The sequence below is a fragment of the Elizabethkingia sp. YR214 genome, assembly GCF_003058195.1.
In the GTDB taxonomy this organism is placed as follows: domain Bacteria; phylum Bacteroidota; class Bacteroidia; order Flavobacteriales; family Weeksellaceae; genus Elizabethkingia.
Genome location: NZ_QBUH01000005.1, coordinates 223889 through 244422 on the forward strand (window position 1 = coordinate 223889; position 20534 = coordinate 244422).

Sequence of the window (20534 nt, forward strand, 5' to 3'; positions counted from 1 at the left end):
GATAAATGAAAGCCGCTATTCTCAATCAATTAGGTTTACCTCCAGTATATGGTGATTATGAAGATCCTATTTCTGGTGAAGGTCAACTATTAATCAGCGTTAAAGCTGCTGCCGTCAAAAATTTAGACAAAGCAAGAGCCAGCGGTACTCATTATGCCAGTTATGAAAATCTTCCCACAACAATTGGTATAGATGGTGTGGGTATTCTGGAAGACGGAAGGCGGGTTTATGCCCAGGGTTTAACCGGAATGATTGCTGAAAAAGCCGTTATTTCTCCACGTCAGATAACAGAGCTTCCTCTCGGTATCGATTATGAAACAGCTGCCGCATTACCCAATGCTGTGATAGGATCTGCTATGGCACTCCTGATCCGCGCTGAAATAAAAGAAGGTCAGAATATCCTTATCAATGGAGCAACTGGTGTTACAGGAATGATCGCTGTACAACTCGCCAGACACTATAAAGCCAACAAAATTATTGTAACCGGAAGGAATGAAGAGCAACTACAAAAGGTACTGCAACTGGGTGCGGACATTAGTGTCTCTCTAAAACAAAATGATGATGATATCATCAATCAGCTTAAAGCTATTCATGCGGAAAACCACATAGATATTGTCATCGATTATCTTTGGGGAAAACCTGTAGAATTGATACTAAAGTCGGTAAAAGGAGGCAGTGTTTCTCATGAATCCGGCAAAGTAAGAATCGTCACTGTAGGAGAAATGGCAGGTCCTACCATCAATTTAGGTTCAGGATTTTTAAGAAGTTCCGATATAGAAATTATGGGCTCAGGCTTTGGAAGTCTTTCTCAAAAAGATTTAGAAAATTTCAATCAGAATATACTTCCACAGATGTTTTTATTGGCTGCCAAAGGCCAACTAAAAATTGAGACAGATATCGAGCCTCTTTCCAATATTGAAAATGCATGGATTAAAGAAACAGAACCAGGTAAGCGTCTGGTCATTAAAATAGCAGATTAACCTTTTAAAAAACAAAATATTATGAAACCAGAATTTGAAAACATTCCGTTGATTAAAGCACCTCAACAATACGAAATCGAAATAGATGGCAGTAAAGCCTTTATTACATACAGAGAAAGCAGCAGTACTATTACGCTTCTTCATACCGAAGTGGAGCCTGCATTACAGGGAATGGGCGCCTCTACAGCTGTAATCGAAAAAACATTGGCAGCAATAGAAGAAAGCGGCAAAAAACTTAATCCACTTTGTCCTTTGGTAGTTGCTTATATCAAGAGACATCCGGAATGGAAAAGAATCGTAGCCGATAATGTAACTTCTTTATAAAAAATTAAAACAAGCAAATATGTCAAATATAGGAATCATCATCCCGGAAAGGGCTGCAGATATTGGTAATTTTATGGTAGGAAGATTACTTCCTTTTATTGAAAAAAGATCTGTGGGACCATTCGTCTTTATTGACCATATGGGACCTGTAAACTTAAAAGATTATCAAAATCTGGATGTACCACCACATCCACACATTGGCCTTTCTACATTAACTTATTTATTTGAAGGTTCAATTTTCCATCGTGACAGTATAGGATCCGCAGTAGAAATTCAGCCTGGTGCTGTTAACTGGATGACTGCCGGAAAAGGTGTTACACACTCAGAAAGAACTCCTGAATATCTTCGCCATACTGATAAAAGATTACATGGATTGCAAATCTGGGTTGCACTTCCTAAACATCTTGAAGGCAGTGAACCAAGTTTCCATCATACAGAAGCAGCTGATATACCAGCATGGGAAACAGATGGTGTACATTACAAACTAATCGCAGGTGAAGCTTTTGGTAAAACATCGCCCGTTCCTGTACACAGCAAATTATACTTCATAGAGATTAAAACCGGAGACAAACCTGCTAAGATCAGCATAGGAAATGATCTTTATGGTGAGAGTGCATTGTACATTCTGGAAGGTAATATCAAAAGTGAGGGCAATACTTACGAGCCAAAATTCATTTTAATAGCAAAAGATGCAAAATTATGTGAATTTAAAATGGATGCAAATACCACTGTTTATATCTTTGGTGGAGAACCTTTTCCGGAAGAAAGATACATTCACTGGAACTTCGTAAACTCTGATAAACAAGTAATTGAACAGGCAAAACATGACTGGAAAGATCAAAAATTCCCTAAAGTACCAGGAGAAACAGAGTTTGTACCTCTACCCGCAACATCTTTGAAATAACACTTTTTATAAAGCTTTTTTAGCGCAATATATATTATCTATAGCATAATTTATGCTTCTTGCCGTATATTTGCATTTCGTTTTTTTAAAAGCCCAGATTTATTATATAAAGTTTACAATGAAAAGAGTTGTTGTTACAGGATTAGGAACTATAAATCCTTTAGGAAATAACGTTGAAGAATTCTGGAGTAATATTACCGCCGGAAAAAGTGCAGGAAATAAAGTAACACATTTTGATTCTACCCGTTTCAGAACTCAGGTAGCATGCGAAGTAAAAGATTTTGACCCGCTAAAATATTTAGATAAAAATGAGATCAAACGTAGTGATCTCTTTACACAATATGCATTATATAGTGCTGCTCAGGCTATGGAAGACGCCAATTTCGATCTGTCTAAAATGGATCCATTCGATTTTGGTGTAATCTGGGGAACAGGGCAAGGCGGAATGCAGACCTTTGAAAATGAAGTTGAGAATTACATAAATGGGGACAAAAACCCACGTTTCAATCCTTTCTTTATTCCAAAATTATTAGTCAATATGGCGTCAGGCCTTATTTCTATGAAATTTGGTTTACAGGGAATCAACTATACTCCTGTATCCGCTTGTGCTACAGGAAACAGCGCTATTATGGATGCCTTTAACTACATCCGTATTGGTAAAGCAAAAGCTTTTATAACCGGAGGATCTGAAGCAGGAATTACCCCAGCTTCTTTCGGAGGTTTTGCAGCACTAAAAGCAATGACAGCCCGAAATGATGATCCACAAACTGCCAGCAGGCCTTTTGATAAAGACCGTGATGGTTTTGTAATGGGAGAAGGTGGTGCTGCTTTGATATTAGAAGAATATGAGCATGCAAAAGCAAGAGGTGCCAAAATATATGCTGAGGTAGTAGGTGCTGCGATGACTGCAGATGCTTATCATATCACATCGCCTCACCCACAAGGTTTGGGTGCTTCTAAATCTATGCAGCTGGCATTGGAAGAAGCGGGAGTAAAACCTGAGGAGCTTGACTACCTGAATCTTCACGCAACATCTACTCCAATTGGTGACATTGCAGAAGTTAATGCTGTAAAAACAGTATTTGGAGAATCAAAAAATCTTCATGTAAGCTCTACAAAATCCATGACCGGACACCTTCTTGGTGCCGCAGGAGCTATTGAAGCCATTATTTCTATTAAAGCAATTAATGATAATATTGTTCCACCTACAATCAATATGACAGAACCGGATCCTGAGATTCCGGAAGAAATACAGATTGTATTTAACAAATCATTACACAAAGAAGTGAAAACAGCGATGAGTAATGCATTTGGTTTCGGGGGACATAACAGTACAGTAGTATTTAAAGAGCTTTAATTAAAGCTCTTTTTTTATTATTAAATTTGAGAGAAAGAGACGTTTAACAAAACAATACAAGAGTAATCTAAAATACGATGAATGCTCAGAATAAAGATTTAAACAATACTTATAAATTTCTGCCATGGATCGCTGCTCTGGCAATTTTCATGCAGTCACTGGACGGAACCATTCTTAATACAGCATTACCCTCCATTGCACAAGACATGAACCGTTCTCCGCTAACCATGCAGTCCATTATCATCTCTTATGTTTTGATTCTGGCATTATTGATACCACTTAGTGGTTGGTTGTCGGATAGATTTGGATCAAAAAAAATATTTATATGGGCTGTCGGGATATTTACCGTAGGCTCATTATTCTGTGCTCTTTCTACTAATTTAGGGCTCCTCATACTCTCCCGAATTATTCAGGCTATTGGAGGATCGATGATGGTTCCGGTTTCACGTCTGGCGATTTTGTATACCTACTCTAAAGATAAACTTCTGGGTGTTATTAATTTCATTACCATACCCGGATTGGTGGGTCCGATTATAGGCCCTACGCTAGGTGGATGGCTTGTAGATGTTGCCAGTTGGCACTGGAATTTCCTGATCAATATTCCCATAGGAATTGCCGGAATACTTTTCGCCCGTAAGTATATGCCGGATTATGTAAACAAAGGCAAAAAATTCGATCTTACCGGAATGCTCCTGTTTAGTGGCTCTCTCCTACTCTTAACCATTGCTATAGAGCTTGGCTCTGAAAAAGTAATTAATGGCTGGTGGCTCATTTTGGTATTTCTTGCAGGTATACTTTTAATGAATATGTATTACCGCCATTTTAAAAGAGTAGATAATCCTCTTATAGATCTTAATCTGATTAAAATAAGAACATTGAGAATCGGCGTTTTTGGAAACCTTCTTACCCGACTGGGAATTGGCGGAATGCCGTTGCTTTTACCTCTCTTATTTCAGGTTGGCTTCAAACATACAGCAATTATATCGGGGATGATGCTTATTCCATCAGCTATTACAACTATTATGGTAAAACCGTGGGTTGTTCCGATTGTAAAAAAGCTCGGATATAAAAAAACATTGATTATCAACACAATTCTCATTGCTATTATTATTTCACTATTTGCTATACCAGACCAGAATACGCCTTTACCAATGTTGATTCCGCTTTTGGTTATTTATGGTGCTGTTAACTCGATCCAGCTGGCCACTATGAATACACTTTCGCTATCAGATCTGGATAATAAAAATGCTAGTAATGGCAACAGTCTTCTGATGGTAATGCAACAATTGTCCATGAGTTTGGGGATATCTGTGGGTGCTTATCTTTTGAATAAATATGGTGATCTTCCATGGGTAGATCATTCAAATTCCATAACCGTATTCCGCTATACTTTCCTTACTATGGGTATTTTGACAGCATTAGCCAGCCTTATATTCTTTCGCCTAAAAAGCTCCGATGGCGATAGTTTGACTGGTGTAAAGCATTAATTAAAAAAAATTATCTAAAATATTTTGCAGTTCAAAAATAAGTTATAGATTTGCATAATAGAAAAACAAAAAAATGCAATTAAACGCTGTACATCATCACCATCATCATTCTTGCAAGGCGAGTTGATTAGTTGTGTGTACACCTAAAATATATAAAACCCGTCTGAGTAGTCATGACGGGTTTTTATTTTTCTGCATTGCTGCTCAGATCCAAACATCAAAAATTAGACATGAATCTGAAAATTGCAATCCAGAAAAAAGGACGACTTAGCGAAACTTCACTTAAACTACTTGAAGAATGTGGCATTAATATTTCCAACGGAAGCAGAATCCTAAAGGCCACAGCAAAAAATTTCCCAATCGAAATCTTATTTCTTCGTGACGACGATATCCCTCAATATGTAGAACAGGGCGTTGTAGACATAGGTATACTTGGTGAAAACGAGGTACTGGAAAAAGATAAAAATATAGCTATTATTTCCCGACTGGGTTTTGCTGCCTGCAACCTTTGCCTGGCCATCCCTAAAGATGAAGAGTATAACGAGATCAGTTATTTTGAAGGAAAAAAAATTGCTACCTCATATCCTAAAATTCTAACCAAATACTTTCAGGAACAGAACATAAATGTACAAATTGAAGAAATTGGTGGCAGCGTGGAAATAGCTCCCAGCATAGGATTGGCAAATGCAATTTTCGATATTGTAAGTACAGGTTCTACTCTTCTTACCAACGGATTAAAGCAGGTGGAAACCGTTATGAAAAGTGAGGCCGTACTTGTCGCAAATAAAAATCTTTCGGAAGCTCAGCAAAAGATTCTCTACCGCTTATTATTCAGAATAAAAGCCGTTCAGAATTCAGCTGAAAACAAATACATCCTTCTGAATGCGCCTAATGAAAAATTACAGGAAATTATAGATGTTTTACCCGGAATGAAAGCACCTACAGTCCTTCCATTGGCTACTGCGGGCTGGTCTTCGGTGCACTCTGTAATTAAAGAAGATACGTTCTGGGAAATTATAGAGCAGCTGAAGGATCTTGGTGCAGAAGGTATTCTTGTTCTGGAAATTGAAAAAATGATTCTTTAACAAAGTACGAAGTACGAAAATACAGTATTCACTAATTCAACTACTAACACATTTCTTTTATAAAACCAGATCTTAGAACTACACACCTTATAACTTATACACTTATGCAAACTTATATAAATCCGTCTCTTTCAGAATGGAAAAATCTTATTCAGCGTCCTGTACAAAAGGCTGAAGACTTACAGAATATTGTACTGACTGTTTTTGAAGATATCAAAAATGAAAAAGACAAGGCATTAATTGATTACACTAAAAAATTTGATAAAGCAGACCTAGCTAATATTAGAGTAACAGCTGATGAAATAGAAACTGCAATAAGTTTGGTTTCTAAAGAACTCAAACAGGCCATTCAGATCGCAGCGTCTAATATTGAGAAGTTTCACGCTTCACAAAAAGAGAGTAAAAATATCATTGAAACAACTGAAGGTGTAAACTGCTGGCGGGAGGCAAGAGCAATTGAAAACATAGGCATTTATATTCCCGGAGGAAGTGCGCCATTATTTTCAACAGTTCTTATGCTGGGAATACCAGCTCAGTTAGCAGGTTGTAAAAGCATTACATTATGCACTCCGCCTGATAAAAATGGAAATATAAATCCGGCTATACTTTATACAGCCAATCTTATCGGAATTAAAAACATCTATAAAGTTGGTGGTATTCAGGCTATAGGAGCTATGACTTTCGGAACCGAAACTATTGAAAAAGCGGATAAAATATTTGGTCCCGGAAATCAATATGTAACTGCAGCAAAACAGGTTGCTCAGAACTTTGGTGTGGCAATAGATATGCCTGCTGGCCCTAGTGAAGTTCTGGTAATAGCAGATGCTACATCCAATCCGGAATTTGTAGCTGCAGATTTACTCTCACAAGCTGAACACGGTAGTGACTCACAAGTCATACTCCTGACAACGGATGAAAATACTCTGCAGCTTACTTTATCTCAGATAGAAAACCAGCTAACTCAGTTACCACGAAAATCGATAGCATCTCAGGCGCTTTTACAAAGCCGCGGTATTGTTTTAAGTAGTATTGAAGAATGTATAGCATTCTCCAACCTCTATGCACCGGAACACTTGATTCTCGCTATAGAAAATGCTGAAAATTATACCGATAGGATTACCTCTGCAGGATCTGTATTTCTAGGGAATTTCTCATGCGAGAGCGCCGGCGATTATGCATCAGGTACCAATCATACCTTACCAACTAACGGATATGCCCGAAATTACAGCGGTGTATCACTAGATAGTTTTGTCAAAAAGATCACATTCCAGAAAGTTACCGAAAAAGGGATTCAGAATATAGGACCAAGTATTGAAAAGATGGCTGAAGCAGAAGAACTGTTTGCACACAAAAATGCAGTTTCTGTTCGCCTGAAATCACTTAATTCCCAAAACAACACAATTATAAAAGATGAAAAATTTTAATTTAGAAAGCCTGGTTCGCTCCAATATCCTGAAACTAAAGCCTTACTCCTCCGCAAGAGACGAGTATAACGGTGATACGGGTATTTTTCTGGATGCCAATGAAAACCCTTTCGGTACTCTCAACCGTTACCCCGACCCCTATCAGAAAGAAGTAAAGGAAAAACTAAGTGTTTTGAAAAACATTCCTGTGTCTCAAATTTTTCTGGGTAATGGTAGTGATGAAGTCATAGATCTGGTGTTCAGAATTTTCTGTACACCAGGTAATGACAAAGCTCTGGTATTCACTCCTACTTATGGAATGTATGAAGTATCGGCAAATATTAACGATACTGAACTTTTACAATTACCTCTAAACAGCGACTTTCAAATTGACAAAGAAGCAGTTATCCCATTTCTGAAAGATGAAAATCTAAAACTTATTTTTATATGCTCTCCCAATAATCCTACAGGAAATAGTATAGAGAATGTAGATTTTATTCTGGAAAATTTCAACGGAATTGTATTTGTAGACGAGGCTTATATAGATTTTAGTTCTCAAAAAAGCTGGACCGAAAAACTTGAACAATATACTAATCTTGTCATTAGTCAGACTTTTAGTAAAGCTCGCGGACTAGCTGCTGTACGTGTTGGTATTGCTTATAGCTCTCCGGAAATTATTTCCTTGTTAAATAAAACAAAACCACCCTATAATGTAAGCCAACTCAATCAGGAAGCTGCTTTGATAGCTTTGGTAGATGATGAAAAATACCAATCGGAAATAAAAACCATTCTTGGAGAAAAAGAACGCCTGAAAAAAGCACTTCTGAAACTTGCAGTGATCAAAAAAATCTATCCGTCTGATGCCAATTTTATTTTGGCAGAAGTGAATGACGCTGATGAAATTTATAATAATTTAGTTCAGCAAAAAATCATTACCCGAAACAGAAACAATGTAATTGCCAATTGTATAAGAATTACCATAGGAACAACAGAAGAAAACAACCAGCTGATAACAGCCTTAAAGGCCTATAAAAATAGCTAAGCGTAATAAAGTGTTAAGGTATAAGGCTTTTAGTTATAAGGATAATTAAAATAGAGAATAGTTAAATTTAAAAACTGATCATAAATTAAAACCTTTAGAATTAAAATATTATAACCAAAAACACACAAAATTATGAACACATTTCAAAATCTTATTGTATGGCAAAAATCACATGAATTGGTATTAAAAATCTATGAAGCCACTAAAAATTTCCCTAAAGAAGAAATATATGGAATTACCAATCAAATAAGAAGAGCATCCTACTCTATTCCAGCAAATATAGCAGAAGGCAGAAAAAAGAAAACCCAGAAACATAAAATAAGTTTTCTTTCCCATTCGGAAGGTTCATTGGAAGAAGTAAAATACTTTTTAATTCTCTCGAAAGACCTTCAATATATTAGTAATGAAATATTTTTAAAATTATTTAATTGTGCTGAGGAAATCGGAAAACTCATCAGTGGATATGAAAAATTTTTAAAGCAAAACAATAAACCCAACCCCTTATAACTAAAAAACTTATAACTAATAACCTTATAACTTATAGCCTTAGAAAAATGAAAAAAGTCCTATTTATAGACCGCGACGGAACTTTAGTTTTAGAACCAGAAGACTATCAGGTAGACAGTTTTACAAAATTAGAATTCTACCCTGAAGTATTTCAGTATCTTTCAAAAATTGCCCGTGAGCTCGATTATGAGCTGGTAATGGTTACCAACCAGGATGGGTTAGGCACCGATGTTCACCCTGAAGAAAACTTCTGGCCGGTACATCAGTTTATTATCAAAGCTCTTGAAAATGAAGACATTTATTTTTCAGAGATTCTTATTGATAAAACCTTCTCTGCTGAAAATGCTCCTACCCGAAAACCCAATACCGGATTACTTACGCGCTATATTAACAGCCCGGAATACGATTTACAAAACTCATTTGTTATTGGTGACAGGATTACTGATATAAAATTGGCTAAAAACTTAGATTCAAAGGGAATTTTTATTGCTAATGATGAGAATCTGGGTGCTGAAGAAATATCAAAAGAAGAGAGTCTTGAGCAATATATTGCTCTGAAAACAACTTCATGGAAAACAATCTATGAATTCCTAAAACTGGAATCACGTACAGCCTCAGTTGAGCGAAATACCAATGAAACTAAAATAAAAATCAATCTGAATCTGGATGGTACCGGAAAATCTAATATACAAACCGGACTTGGATTCTTTGACCATATGCTGGATCAAATTGCCCGCCACGGACAAATGGACTTAGATATACAGATATCTGGTGATCTGGAAGTAGACGAACACCACACCATAGAAGATACGGCTATTGCATTAGGGGAAGTTTTCGCCAAAGCTCTGGGTACAAAATTAGGAATTGAGCGTTATGGTTTTACTCTACCTATGGACGATTGCCTGGCACAGGCCGCCATAGATTTCGGTGGAAGAAACTGGCTGGTATGGGATGCAGACTTTAAAAGAGAAAAAATCGGAGAGATGCCTACAGAGATGTTTTATCATTTCTTTAAATCTTTTACCGACGGGGCAAAAGCTAATCTCAACATCAAAGCTGAAGGACAAAATGAACACCATAAAATAGAAGCTATTTTCAAGGCTTTCGCCAAAGCTATAAAATCTGCTGTAAAACGTGATCCGGAGAAAATGATTCTTCCTTCAACAAAAGGAATGTTATAAAATTAGAAGTACGAAGTTAGAAGTACGAAATGTAAAATAAACGATTTAAATTAAGCTAGAAGTACGAAATAAAAAACTGATAAATTATGAAAGAGTTTGATCTAAAGAAACGTACACAACAATACGCTATCAATATGTTGTTTTTTCTGGAAACTCTTCCACAAAAATATCCTTATATAGCTTTTACCAATCAGTTAACCCGAGCAAGTTTATCAGTAGGCGCCAATTACCGAGCTGCACAGAGGGCAAAATCAAATGCTGATTTTATCAATAAATTAAAGATTGTAGAGGAAGAAGCTGATGAATGTTTGTACTTTCTTGAAGTACTAAGTAGTTTTAATTCAAACTACTCGGATAAAATATCTATTCTTCATCAGGAAGGAGAAGAAATTTTAAAAATAATTGTAACAATAATCAATAAAGCCAGAAATAATCAATAAATGATTTTTCACATTCATAATTCTAACCTCGTACTTCTTACTTCGTAATTCGTACTTCTAACTTTTAATTTCATAATTTAAATTAAAAACATGATTGCTATTGTTAAATATAATGCAGGAAACGTAAAATCTGTTTACAATGCAGTAATCCGACTGGGTTATGATGCTATTATTACCGATGATCCACAGATCCTGCAAAATTCTGATAAAGTAATATTTCCCGGAGTTGGGGAAGCTAGTTCAGCTATGAAATATTTACAGGAAAGAGGGCTTGATCAAATTATTAAAAATCTAAAACAGCCAGTTTTGGGAATATGCCTTGGCCAGCAGTTACTATGCAAAAACTCTGAAGAAGGAAATGTAGATTGTCTGGGTATATTCGATGCCGGAGTTAGAAAATTTCCGGCCGAGGATATTGTTCCGCACATGGGCTGGAATACTCTTACCAATCTAAATAGTGCTATTTTCAATAATATTGAAAAAAATAAAGATGTTTACTATGTACACAGCTATTATTGTGAGCTTTCCAAAGATACAGCTGCTATTACAAATTATATCCTGCCCTTTTCTGCATCATTTCAGAAAGGAAATTTCTATGCAACGCAGTTTCACCCTGAAAAATCCGCATCAACAGGTGAAGAAATCCTAAAGAATTTTCTAAGTTTATAAAAAAATTAACTGTATATGAAAAAACTTTATGTTTCATTGTTGGCTGCCTTTGCTATTATTCAGATTTCGGCACAAGAAAAGTCTTATTTTTTATCAGGTCCTTCACTAAGTCCGGATGGAAAAACTGCTTATTTTTCCTATGACGGAGATATCTGGAAAGTAGACTCCAATGGTGGAAATGCCTCCCGAATTACCGCTTTAGAAGGAGAAGAGATAAATCCACGTATTTCACCCGACGGAAAATGGCTTGCATTCAGCTCCAATCAGTACGGAAATTATGATGTATATGTAATGCCAGCCGAAGGCGGAACAATAAAACAGTTAACTTTCCATACCGGTAAAGACGAAATGGAAAACTGGGGATGGGACAGTAAAACCATTTATTTTACTTCAAGCAGAAATAATAATTTTGGTAGTTTTAAAACAACTATAGAAGGAAAAACTCCACAAAAGCTTTTCAATAACTATTTCAATAATACTAATGGTCTGGCAGAAACTCCTGCAGGAGAATATCTTTTCACAAGTTCTATGGAAAGTGCCAACCAGACTTACCGTAAGCGTTACAAGGGAGAAAATAATCCTGATATACTGGGCTATAGTCCAAAGACTAACTCTTTTAAACAATATACCAACTACGAAGGAAAAGATTTCAATCCGAGTGTAGATAAAAATAGTGTTATTTATTTTATCTCTGATGAGAATAATAATGAATACAACCTTTATAAAATTGAAAATGGCAAAAAGCTCGCATTAACTCAGTTTGATACCTCTATCAAAAAACCTTTTGTTGCAGCAAACGGATCTAAAGTAATCTTCGAAAAAGACTACCAACTTTACATATATGATGTAGCTTCAAAAAGCACAAAATTACTAAATGCCAGTCTGAATACAAATAAGACACTGGAAAAAGAGCAGAACTTTGGTGTAGACAATACTATTTCCTATTACGATGTTTCACCCGACGGTAAAAAAATGGCTTTTGTAAGCCGAGGCGTACTGTTTGTGTCTGATGTTGAAGGAAAATTCACACAACAAGTTTCTGATGGCAAAGAGCGGGTAATGGAAGTAAAATGGCTAAAAGATAACCGCACATTACTTTTCAGTCAGACCGATAAAGGTTACCAAAACTGGTTTACAATTTCTGCAGACGGAAAAGGACAACTAAAACAACTAACTCACGATGCCCGCAATAACCGTAGTATCACACTTAATAATGATCTTTCAAAAGCGGTTTATCTAAGTGGTCGTGACGAAGTCAGGTTACTGGATTTAAAAACCTTCAATTCCAATACTATTGTAAAAGATGAGATTTGGGCATTCCAAAACTCAAGACCTTCTTTTTCACCAAATAATGAATATGTACTATTCTCTGCAAAAAGAAATTTTGAACTGGATATTTTTGTTTACAACATTAAGAAAGGACAAACCATAAACCTTACCAATACCGGAGTTTCCGAGGAAGATCCTTATTGGTCTCCAAATGGCAAGTATATCTACTTTGCAAGTGACAGAACCAACCCATCCTACCCTCTGGGCATGCAGAAATCCAATATTTACCGTATGGCTCTGGATTGGTTTGACGAACCTTATAAATCTGAGAAGTTTGATAAACTTTTTACAGAAGAAGTAAAAGAAACGAAACCTGCAGGCACTGCAAAGGATACAAAAAACAGTAAAGACAAAAAGGCTAAAGAAACTAAAAAGGAAGAAGTTACAGATAAAAAAGAAGAGAAAGAACCTGTAATTAAAGAATTAAAGGTTAATCCGGAATATGCCCTGGAAAGAATTGAACTGGTAACGGACAGATATGGTTATCAGGAAGACCCAACAGTTTTTGCTGATGATAAAAAAGAAATTCTGTTGTATAATTCCAATCAGGATAATGGAAAAAGACAACTCTTTAAAAAGGTTTTCACAGATTTTGAACCTGCGAAATCCGAGAAGGTATTTGACAAAGCAGCTTATTATATTACAAAAAATAATAAAACCCTTTTTGCACTAATAGAAGGCAATGTTTATAAAATGTCTTTAACCGCCTTAAAGCCTGAAAAGGTAAACATTCAGTATACTTTCAATAAAGACCTGGCTTCAGAATTCACCCAGATGTATGATGAAACCTGGACAGGTGTTGAGGAAAACTTCTATGATGAGAAATTCCACGGCATTAACTGGAAAGCCAAAAAGGAACAATATGCGAAGTATGTCCCATATGTAAACAACAGAAATGACCTGAGGATTTTATTGAATGATCTTTTGGGTGAACTGAACTCTTCACATACAGGATTCTCTTCAGTCGGAAAAGAAGAAGCCAGACATCTGAATTACTTTACAAACGAAACAGGAATTATCTTTAAGAAAGATCAGCCTTATACAGTAGAAAGTATTGTACGAAAATCGCCTGCATTCCTGTCTGGTGTCGATATTAAACCGGGAGATCAGTTAGCAGCCGTAAATGGTAAAAATATTGATACTCGTGAAAACCGTGAATCTTATTTTGCTACTCCTAAAAAACTGGATGAACTAGTTCTTACTTTCAGCCGTAGTGGAAAAAGCATCACAACCAAAGTGCACCCTATTTCAAATATGGAGCTAAAAGGTTTACTCTATGATGATTGGATTTTTACCAACCGCCAACGTGTCAACCAGCTTAGTAACAATCGCATTGCTTATTCGTACATGAAAAATATGTCTACAGATGAGTTGGACCGTTTCCTTCTGGACATGGTGGAACAGGAAAACAGAAAAGATGCTGTTATTCTTGATTTGCGATATAACACAGGCGGAAATGTTCATGATAAAGTACTCAACTTCTTATCACAAAAACCTTATCTGCAATGGAAATATCGTGAAGGAAAAATGACGACACAGCCCAACTTTGCTCCTTCCGGAAAGCCGATTGTACTATTAATTAACGAAAGCTCTCTGAGTGATGCAGAGATGACAGCAGCCGGATTTAAAGCCCTGAAACTTGGAAAAATTATAGGTCAGGATACTTACCGCTGGATCATCTTTACTTCAGGAAAAGGTCTTGTAGACGGATCTTCTTACAGACTACCTTCTTGGGGAACTTACACTCTGGATGGGCAGAATCTTGAAAAAACAGGTGTGAAACCTGATATTTATATTAAAAACACCTTTATGGACCGACTACAAGGGAATGATCCACAACTGGACCGGGCCATTCAGGAAATATTAAAAGACCTGAAAAAATAAAAAAAACAAAATGCGAATAATCCCGGCTATAGATATTATTGAAGGAAAATGTGTACGCCTGTCACAGGGAGATTATGACACTAAGAAAACTTATAATGAAAACCCTCTGGAGGTTGCAAAGGAGTTTGAAGATCATGGTATCCAATATTTACACCTTGTAGATCTGGATGGTGCTAAATCCAAACAGATTGTAAACTACAAAACTCTGGAACAACTGGCATCAAAAACATCATTACAGATTGACTTCGGTGGAGGTATTAAATCCCAAAAAGATATAGATATTGCTTTTGAATGTGGTGCTAAGCAAATTACCGGAGGAAGTATTGCGGTACAGGAACCTGATCTGTTTACACAATGGATTGATATTTATGGATCAGAAAAGATTATCCTGGGAGCGGACTGCAAAAACCGTAAGATTGCGACCCACGGCTGGCTGGAATCTTCAGAGCTGGATGTTATAGATTTTATCCGGGATTATAAGCAAAAAGGAATTTCTTACGTTATATGTACAGATATTGCAAAAGACGGAATGCTGGAAGGAACATCTAATGAGTTGTATAAAGAGATTTTAGACGATACAGAAGTAAAACTTATTGCTTCCGGAGGTGTTTCCGGGATTGAAGACCTCTATCTTCTTAAAGAATTAGGATGTGAAGGTGCTATTCTGGGTAAGGCAATCTATGAAGGAAGAATAAAACTAAAAGAACTTCGTGAGTTGATTTCATAAATGAAGTTTTGCAAATTTTAAAGTAAACGGATGAAATATATAAAACTGTTATTTATACTGCTTTTATTTTCTGCAGGGGCAAAAGCGCAGACTGAAACCATCAACATTATTCAGAGACCAATAGAATTTAATCAGGAACGGGTTGCTCTTAGCCTCGATTATATGCGGGCTCACTATGGTATTGTTCAAAAAACACCAACGATCACACCATCAATGATTGTTCTTCATTATACAGAAGTCGGAACATTAGAGCATAATATCCGGTATTTTAGCAATACCTACCTCAACGGACGCAGAAATCTGTCCCGTGAAAGTGCACTGAATGTTTCTTCACAATTCATTATCGATCGTGATGGTAGTATCTATCAGCTTATGCCTCCTACTCAGTTTGCAAGACATACGATAGGGCTCAATTACTGTGCAATAGGCATTGAAAATATTGGTGGCAGCAAACAGCCTTTAACAGAGGCTCAGGTAGAAGCCAATGCAAAACTGATACGTTATCTTACCAAAAAATACGGAATACAGTATCTTATAGGTCACTCTGAATACGGTGTCTTTAAAAATTCTTCTTTATGGAAAGAAAAAAATCCAAATTACTTTACGGTAAAGTATGATCCCGGAGCTGGTTTTATGGAAAAAGTAAGAGCCAAAGTTCAGGACCTTCATCTGAAAAGTGCACCTTAATAACTGTTTGTGAAGTCTCAGCAATAATAAAAGCTTAGAATATAGACTAATAACGTAAAGAAATAACAAAGAAAACATGCTAAAAAAAAGAATTATACCCTGTCTGGACATAAAAGACGGAAGGACCGTAAAAGGAATTAATTTCGAAGGCTTACGCGATGCTGGTGATCCGGTAGTCTTGGCTCAAAAATATGTAGAAGAAGGTGCCGATGAACTGGTATTTCTGGATATTTCTGCTACACAGGAAAAACGCAAAACATTATCTGATCTTGTAGAAAGAATTGCGCAGGAAATTAATATTCCGTTCACTGTTGGTGGTGGAATTAATTCAGTGGAAGACGCAGCAACTATTATAAAAGCTGGTGCTGATAAAATATCTGTAAATTCTTCTGCTGTAAAAAATCCACAGCTAATAAGTGATCTTGCAGCTCGATTTGGCAGTCAGTGCGTAGTAGTCGCTATAGATACTAAAAGTATTAACGGTACAGAAAAAGTATTTGTAAGCGGCGGGAAAACAGAAACAGAATATGAAACTCTGGCTTGGGTAAGAAAAGCAGAAAAGCTGGGCGCCGGAGAAATCCTGTTAACTTCTATGAATGCTGATGGTACAAAAGCAGGGTTTGCATTGGATATTACACAGCAAATTTCCCAATTGGTCAATATCCCTGTCATTGCATCCGGAGGAGCCGGTAAAATGGAAGACTTCAAAGAGGTTTTTGAACAAACCAAAGCCAGTGGTGCCTTAGCAGCAAGTATATTTCATTTCGGTGAAGTTCCGATTCCACAACTCAAACAATATTTAACCCAACAAAACATTCCGGTAAGATGGAAATAGATTTTAATAAAAACAAAGAAGGCTTAGTTCCGGTTATTATCCAGAACTACCTGACCGAGCAGGTTCTTATGCTGGGTTATATGAATAAAGAAGCTTATAACAAGACTGAAAAAGAAGGAAAAGTTACCTTTTTCTCCCGCTCAAAAAACAGATTATGGACCAAAGGAGAGACTTCCGGCAATTTTCTGGAAGTAAAAGAAATTTTGTTGGACTGCGATCAGGATACTTTACTGATAAAAGTAAAACCCAATGGTCCTACTTGTCATACCGGCAGTACCTCATGCTTTGGTAATCAATCTAAAAAAGGCTTTGTTTACGAATTGCAGCAGGTAATTTCTGACAGAATAGATAATAATATCGAGAGTTCCTATACCAACCAGCTGTACAGAAGAGGTATTAATAAAGTAGCTCAGAAGGTTGGAGAAGAAGCTGTGGAAGTTGTAATTGAAGCAAAAGACAATAATGATGAGCTGTTTAAAAATGAATCAGCAGATTTACTCTATCATTATCTTATTCTTTTAAAAGCGAAAGGTTTTTCACTAGAAGATATCGAAGCGGTATTACGGGAAAGACATTAAATAAGTACAGAATCAGAAGTTAGAAGTACTAATAAAAAAAGAAAGAGGTACTTATTTTATATAAAAACAGAACCTCTTTTCGCTAAATAGCATGGTCTCTTCCGTGCTATTTTTTTTAAAATTCTTCCCATCCTCCATTTTGTGGATCATATTTTACAAACTCTTCTGTATCTGTAAATTCTGAAGCCGTCATACCTGCTTCAAAAATAGCATCCTGACTCCATACTGCAATAAAGTATAGTCCCCTGTCAGTAAGCAATACATCTACCCCATGTTCTTTATTTTTATATTCCAAACCGGACTCGCCTTCTTTAATGAATTCATATCCATAGTTTACGAGCCTCTTTTTTAGTTTACGAACCTACTCTTCCGTAAAAGGTTCAAGATTTTCTTCGTGATCGAAAAAATTCTCATCTTTTGACAGTTGCTCCCGCTCTTTGGTTTCGTTTCTGAATAACTGAATATCGTAACTCATGTTGATTACAAAGTTTTAGAAATTATTTATAATGTTGGAAAATTCCGAAATCACTTGGTGTCCATAATGCCGCTTTTTGCCCGGCAACTTTCAAACCGTTATTAGCCCAAGTATTGCAGGTATATAGAAAGTTATAACTCCCTCTGGCGTCGTAAAAAGCATCATCATTTCCATATACAGCATTAGTAGGTATAAAGATATAGTTCCCTTGCTGGTCTTGATCGAACTTATCATCTATAAACGCCACAAGTCTTTTGTACTGTGCTACGGTAAGCATAATCTTCTTACAATCCTCTCCTTCTTTTACACCATTGTAATAGGTAGCATGCATTGCAGACTGTCCCATCCAAAAAGCAGCTTTAAAAGCCGTAGAAAATTTAAGATCTGCCCATGTTGGGGTATCCAGATAAAAACCTTTATCTCCCCATCCAAAAGCAATATAATTAAAATCTGTGCTTTTCCCCTTAGTCTGAGAAAAAGGAATCTTCTGACTCCAGTCCATTAATTCATTTTTTACCGGAACAACAAGATCTGTATGAACACCATTGGTCATTATATATGCTTCTATTATTTTGGGATCATCCGTTTTCTCCGCCTTTACCGGAATAAAAGGAATAAAATATCCCAGTAACAAATACAAAACCACTATACCAATAATACTCCCTACCAATTTGAGCGACCATACTAAAACTTTGCGCATATACTTTTATCATATTAACATCTTATAAAAATAAAATTTTAATCCGGACATTTTATATTTTTCTATTTTATTTCAATTAAAACCCTCTATACATAAAAATTCATCACCATTCCAACATACAAATAACTTTAAAAATTATACGCTAATAAGCATTCTAAACATTAATATCTCCAAGAAAAACTATATTTTTCTGAAGTTCGTATTTATCTTATTTTGGAAAATCGAAATTTTCTGTATTTTAGCGCCTGCTACACTAAACTACTTACAGGAGACACTTACATGACAGAAAGCTTTGTACTTTTAATGCTATTAGGATTTGGTATCGGAACATTAGGAACATTAATTGGGGCCGGCGGCGGTTTTATTCTTGTACCTATTCTTATTCTCTTTTACCCTGATTTGTCACCAGAAAGTATCACAGCAATCTCAATGGCAGTAGTAGCTGCCAATGCATCAGTGGGCTCCATGGCCTATATGCGAACTAAAAGAATAGATTATAAAGCCGGAATTATTTTCGCAATTGCAACGATTCCGGGATCTATACTAGGAGTATTGACCACCAAACATATTCCGAAGCATCAGTTTGATAATATTTTTGGTTTTGTACTTATCATTCTTTCCATATTTCTTTTTCTGAAAGGCGGAAAAGAAAAGAAAAACAACTCTGAAAAGAAAGTTACCGGACGTATTCATCAAAAAATTACCGATAAATATGGTGAAACTTATGAGTATATCTACAATATGAAATACGGAATAGCTCTAAGCATATTTGTTGGGTTCTTCTCCCCTCTTCTGGGTATCGGCGGTGGCATTATCCACGTACCGGCCATGGTGGAATGGTTACAGTTTCCGGTACATATTGCAACAGCAACATCACACTTCATTCTGGCTATTATGTCCACAGTTAGTGTTATTGTACATTACTTTGAAGGCAGTTACAACGATCCCAAAATCCTAAAAATGGTTGCAGCTCTTATTTTAGGAGTTATTCCGGGAGCTTTCCTTGGTGCTTATTTCTCCAGAAAGGTAAAAGGGAAATTCATTATAAAGGCCCTGGCTATTTCTCTGGCACTTGTTGGTATCCGTATTCTGATTGCCAGTATGCATATTCTTTAAAACTATTCAACTAAGTTCTCTATCCTTTCGGTAAACAAAATCTTCCAGTCGGTTATTTGTTTTTGATAAGCTGAGTGTATTTGCTGAATTTTATTTCATCAAATAAAAAACTATGGAAACATTTATTAAAACACTCATCTACATTCACGCATTTTTCGGAGGCATTGGACTTTTAGCAGGCTATGCAACAATTATTGTAAAGAAAGGCTCTACCCGGCACAAACTCTATGGAAAAGTATTTTCAATCGGAATGTTAGTGAGCTCTTTATTATCACTGATTATCGCCCAAATGCCACATCATAAAAACTTATTTTTATTCCTCATTGGGATTTTTACCATTTACATGATACTTGCCGGAAATGCAGCATTAAGCTTTAAATCCAAGTCAAAAGAGACCGCCAATACAAAAGATTATACCATATCGATTACCATGCTTATAAGTGGACTTCTTATGGTTATAATGGCCGTAATCACATGGAAATCTAATCTCCAGTTTTCCCTTTTATATCTTATTTTCGGTTGTATTGGTATCCTGATGAGCAGCAGAGATCTTATCTTTTATAAAAATTTGAAAGATGTACGGGGAAAATGGATACATCATCATATTGGAAAAATGACAGGAGCACTTATCGCCTCTACTACAGCATTCATTGTAGCCGGATTGCATTATGGCAATATTATTGGCTGGCTGGCACCCACTGTATTGGGATCTTTCTATATCTCTTATTGGATCAAGAAGACTTCCATAAAAGCAAAAACCTTTCATTATTGATTTCATAGATGAATAACATAGTTGACATTGCCCCTCTTTCGATAGTATCTTT

Annotated in this window: 21 protein-coding genes; 19 read left to right on the forward strand and 2 right to left on the reverse strand. The window is 36.3% G+C overall.

Features of this window, described 5'->3' with window-relative positions; all coding sequences use genetic code 11:
* Nucleotides 1-5: 5 nt before the first annotated feature.
* From C8J95_RS11780 to hisIE, 17 genes are all read left to right on the forward strand, one after another.
* On the forward strand, nucleotides 6-980 hold the full coding sequence (locus C8J95_RS11780) for a zinc-binding alcohol dehydrogenase family protein (RefSeq protein WP_107808507.1): 975 nt from the start codon (nucleotides 6-8) through the stop codon (nucleotides 978-980).
* Nucleotides 981-1001: 21 nt separating this feature from the next.
* Nucleotides 1002-1304, forward strand: a complete 303-nt coding sequence (locus C8J95_RS11785) for a GNAT family N-acetyltransferase (protein ID WP_059324029.1) — start codon at nucleotides 1002-1004, stop codon at nucleotides 1302-1304.
* Between the two features lie 19 nt (nucleotides 1305-1323).
* Nucleotides 1324-2208, forward strand: a complete 885-nt coding sequence (locus C8J95_RS11790) for a pirin family protein (RefSeq protein WP_107808508.1) — start codon at nucleotides 1324-1326, stop codon at nucleotides 2206-2208.
* A gap of 118 nt (nucleotides 2209-2326) precedes the next feature.
* Nucleotides 2327-3565, forward strand: a complete 1239-nt coding sequence (fabF, locus tag C8J95_RS11795) for a beta-ketoacyl-ACP synthase II (protein ID WP_107808696.1) — start codon at nucleotides 2327-2329, stop codon at nucleotides 3563-3565.
* Nucleotides 3566-3642: 77 nt separating this feature from the next.
* Nucleotides 3643-5052 carry a DHA2 family efflux MFS transporter permease subunit gene (locus tag C8J95_RS11800; protein ID WP_107808509.1) on the forward strand — a complete coding sequence of 470 codons (1410 nt, stop codon included), beginning with the start codon at nucleotides 3643-3645 and terminating at the stop codon, nucleotides 5050-5052.
* Nucleotides 5053-5282: 230 nt separating this feature from the next.
* Nucleotides 5283-6137: an ATP phosphoribosyltransferase gene (gene hisG, locus C8J95_RS11805; protein WP_146165456.1), complete on the forward strand. Its 855-nt coding sequence runs from the start codon at nucleotides 5283-5285 to the stop codon at nucleotides 6135-6137.
* Between the two features lie 104 nt (nucleotides 6138-6241).
* On the forward strand, nucleotides 6242-7561 hold the full coding sequence (hisD, locus tag C8J95_RS11810; protein ID WP_107808511.1) for a histidinol dehydrogenase: 1320 nt from the start codon (nucleotides 6242-6244) through the stop codon (nucleotides 7559-7561).
* Entirely contained in the window at nucleotides 7548-8582 is a 1035-nt protein-coding gene (hisC, locus tag C8J95_RS11815; protein WP_107808512.1) for a histidinol-phosphate transaminase, read from the forward strand. Before hisD ends, hisC begins: the two co-directional genes overlap by 14 nt.
* A gap of 132 nt (nucleotides 8583-8714) precedes the next feature.
* On the forward strand, nucleotides 8715-9089 hold the full coding sequence (locus C8J95_RS11820) for a four helix bundle protein (RefSeq protein WP_107808513.1): 375 nt from the start codon (nucleotides 8715-8717) through the stop codon (nucleotides 9087-9089).
* Between the two features lie 47 nt (nucleotides 9090-9136).
* Nucleotides 9137-10270 (forward strand): bifunctional histidinol-phosphatase/imidazoleglycerol-phosphate dehydratase HisB, encoded by a 1134-nt coding sequence (gene hisB, locus C8J95_RS11825; protein ID WP_107808514.1) that lies wholly within the window; start codon nucleotides 9137-9139, stop codon nucleotides 10268-10270.
* Between the two features lie 86 nt (nucleotides 10271-10356).
* Nucleotides 10357-10710 (forward strand): four helix bundle protein, encoded by a 354-nt coding sequence (locus C8J95_RS11830; RefSeq protein WP_107808515.1) that lies wholly within the window; start codon nucleotides 10357-10359, stop codon nucleotides 10708-10710.
* A 90-nt stretch (nucleotides 10711-10800) separates the two neighbouring features.
* Nucleotides 10801-11379, forward strand: coding sequence for an imidazole glycerol phosphate synthase subunit HisH (hisH, locus tag C8J95_RS11835; RefSeq protein WP_107808516.1), 579 nt, complete (start codon nucleotides 10801-10803; stop codon nucleotides 11377-11379).
* Between the two features lie 15 nt (nucleotides 11380-11394).
* On the forward strand, nucleotides 11395-14592 hold the full coding sequence (locus C8J95_RS11840; protein ID WP_107808517.1) for a S41 family peptidase: 3198 nt from the start codon (nucleotides 11395-11397) through the stop codon (nucleotides 14590-14592).
* Between the two features lie 10 nt (nucleotides 14593-14602).
* The gene (gene hisA, locus C8J95_RS11845; protein ID WP_107808518.1) at nucleotides 14603-15319 is read left to right on the forward strand and encodes a 1-(5-phosphoribosyl)-5-[(5-phosphoribosylamino)methylideneamino]imidazole-4-carboxamide isomerase; all 717 of its coding nucleotides are present in this window, start codon (nucleotides 14603-14605) and stop codon (nucleotides 15317-15319) included.
* A gap of 30 nt (nucleotides 15320-15349) precedes the next feature.
* The gene (locus tag C8J95_RS11850; protein WP_107808519.1) at nucleotides 15350-16006 is read left to right on the forward strand and encodes an N-acetylmuramoyl-L-alanine amidase; all 657 of its coding nucleotides are present in this window, start codon (nucleotides 15350-15352) and stop codon (nucleotides 16004-16006) included.
* Nucleotides 16007-16082: 76 nt separating this feature from the next.
* A complete protein-coding gene (hisF, locus tag C8J95_RS11855) occupies nucleotides 16083-16841 on the forward strand; it encodes an imidazole glycerol phosphate synthase subunit HisF (RefSeq protein ID WP_107808520.1) in 759 nt (252 codons plus the stop codon).
* Entirely contained in the window at nucleotides 16832-17419 is a 588-nt protein-coding gene (hisIE, locus tag C8J95_RS11860) for a bifunctional phosphoribosyl-AMP cyclohydrolase/phosphoribosyl-ATP diphosphatase HisIE (protein WP_107808521.1), read from the forward strand. The genes hisF and hisIE overlap by 10 nt, the downstream gene beginning before the upstream one ends.
* Nucleotides 17420-17534: 115 nt before the next feature.
* Here the strand turns inward: hisIE and C8J95_RS18980 are convergent, their stop codons facing one another.
* Nucleotides 17535-17714: a hypothetical protein gene (locus C8J95_RS18980; protein ID WP_255412791.1), complete on the reverse strand. Its 180-nt coding sequence runs from the start codon at nucleotides 17712-17714 to the stop codon at nucleotides 17535-17537.
* 202 nt (nucleotides 17715-17916) lie between these two features.
* Complete coding sequence (locus C8J95_RS11870; protein ID WP_107808522.1) at nucleotides 17917-18594, reverse strand: TIGR02117 family protein; 678 nt, start codon at nucleotides 18592-18594, stop codon at nucleotides 17917-17919.
* Nucleotides 18595-18807: 213 nt separating this feature from the next.
* Between C8J95_RS11870 and C8J95_RS11875 the strand changes: the two genes are divergently transcribed.
* Together C8J95_RS11875 and C8J95_RS11880 are read left to right on the forward strand one after the other, a co-directional pair.
* Nucleotides 18808-19710, forward strand: a complete 903-nt coding sequence (locus C8J95_RS11875; RefSeq protein WP_249080765.1) for a sulfite exporter TauE/SafE family protein — start codon at nucleotides 18808-18810, stop codon at nucleotides 19708-19710.
* 112 nt (nucleotides 19711-19822) lie between these two features.
* On the forward strand, nucleotides 19823-20482 hold the full coding sequence (locus C8J95_RS11880) for a hypothetical protein (RefSeq protein ID WP_107808524.1): 660 nt from the start codon (nucleotides 19823-19825) through the stop codon (nucleotides 20480-20482).
* Nucleotides 20483-20534: the final 52 nt, after the last annotated feature.

What these genes read in the sequence shown, in the direction of transcription:
- C8J95_RS11780 (WP_107808507.1), top strand. Translation starts at nt 6, where the DNA reads ATGAAAGCCGCTATTCTCAATCAATTAGGTTTACCTCCAGTATATGGT.
- C8J95_RS11785 (WP_059324029.1), top strand. Translation starts at nt 1,002, where the DNA reads ATGAAACCAGAATTTGAAAACATTCCGTTGATTAAAGCACCTCAACAA.
- C8J95_RS11790 (WP_107808508.1), top strand. Translation starts at nt 1,324, where the DNA reads ATGTCAAATATAGGAATCATCATCCCGGAAAGGGCTGCAGATATTGGT.
- fabF (WP_107808696.1), top strand. Translation starts at nt 2,327, where the DNA reads ATGAAAAGAGTTGTTGTTACAGGATTAGGAACTATAAATCCTTTAGGA.
- C8J95_RS11800 (WP_107808509.1), top strand. Translation starts at nt 3,643, where the DNA reads ATGAATGCTCAGAATAAAGATTTAAACAATACTTATAAATTTCTGCCA.
- hisG (WP_146165456.1), top strand. Translation starts at nt 5,283, where the DNA reads ATGAATCTGAAAATTGCAATCCAGAAAAAAGGACGACTTAGCGAAACT.
- hisD (WP_107808511.1), top strand. Translation starts at nt 6,242, where the DNA reads ATGCAAACTTATATAAATCCGTCTCTTTCAGAATGGAAAAATCTTATT.
- hisC (WP_107808512.1), top strand. Translation starts at nt 7,548, where the DNA reads ATGAAAAATTTTAATTTAGAAAGCCTGGTTCGCTCCAATATCCTGAAA.
- C8J95_RS11820 (WP_107808513.1), top strand. Translation starts at nt 8,715, where the DNA reads ATGAACACATTTCAAAATCTTATTGTATGGCAAAAATCACATGAATTG.
- hisB (WP_107808514.1), top strand. Translation starts at nt 9,137, where the DNA reads ATGAAAAAAGTCCTATTTATAGACCGCGACGGAACTTTAGTTTTAGAA.
- C8J95_RS11830 (WP_107808515.1), top strand. Translation starts at nt 10,357, where the DNA reads ATGAAAGAGTTTGATCTAAAGAAACGTACACAACAATACGCTATCAAT.
- hisH (WP_107808516.1), top strand. Translation starts at nt 10,801, where the DNA reads ATGATTGCTATTGTTAAATATAATGCAGGAAACGTAAAATCTGTTTAC.
- C8J95_RS11840 (WP_107808517.1), top strand. Translation starts at nt 11,395, where the DNA reads ATGAAAAAACTTTATGTTTCATTGTTGGCTGCCTTTGCTATTATTCAG.
- hisA (WP_107808518.1), top strand. Translation starts at nt 14,603, where the DNA reads ATGCGAATAATCCCGGCTATAGATATTATTGAAGGAAAATGTGTACGC.
- C8J95_RS11850 (WP_107808519.1), top strand. Translation starts at nt 15,350, where the DNA reads ATGAAATATATAAAACTGTTATTTATACTGCTTTTATTTTCTGCAGGG.
- hisF (WP_107808520.1), top strand. Translation starts at nt 16,083, where the DNA reads ATGCTAAAAAAAAGAATTATACCCTGTCTGGACATAAAAGACGGAAGG.
- hisIE (WP_107808521.1), top strand. Translation starts at nt 16,832, where the DNA reads ATGGAAATAGATTTTAATAAAAACAAAGAAGGCTTAGTTCCGGTTATT.
- C8J95_RS11870 (WP_107808522.1), bottom strand. Translation starts at nt 18,594, where the DNA reads ATGCGCAAAGTTTTAGTATGGTCGCTCAAATTGGTAGGGAGTATTATT.
- C8J95_RS11880 (WP_107808524.1), top strand. Translation starts at nt 19,823, where the DNA reads ATGGAAACATTTATTAAAACACTCATCTACATTCACGCATTTTTCGGA.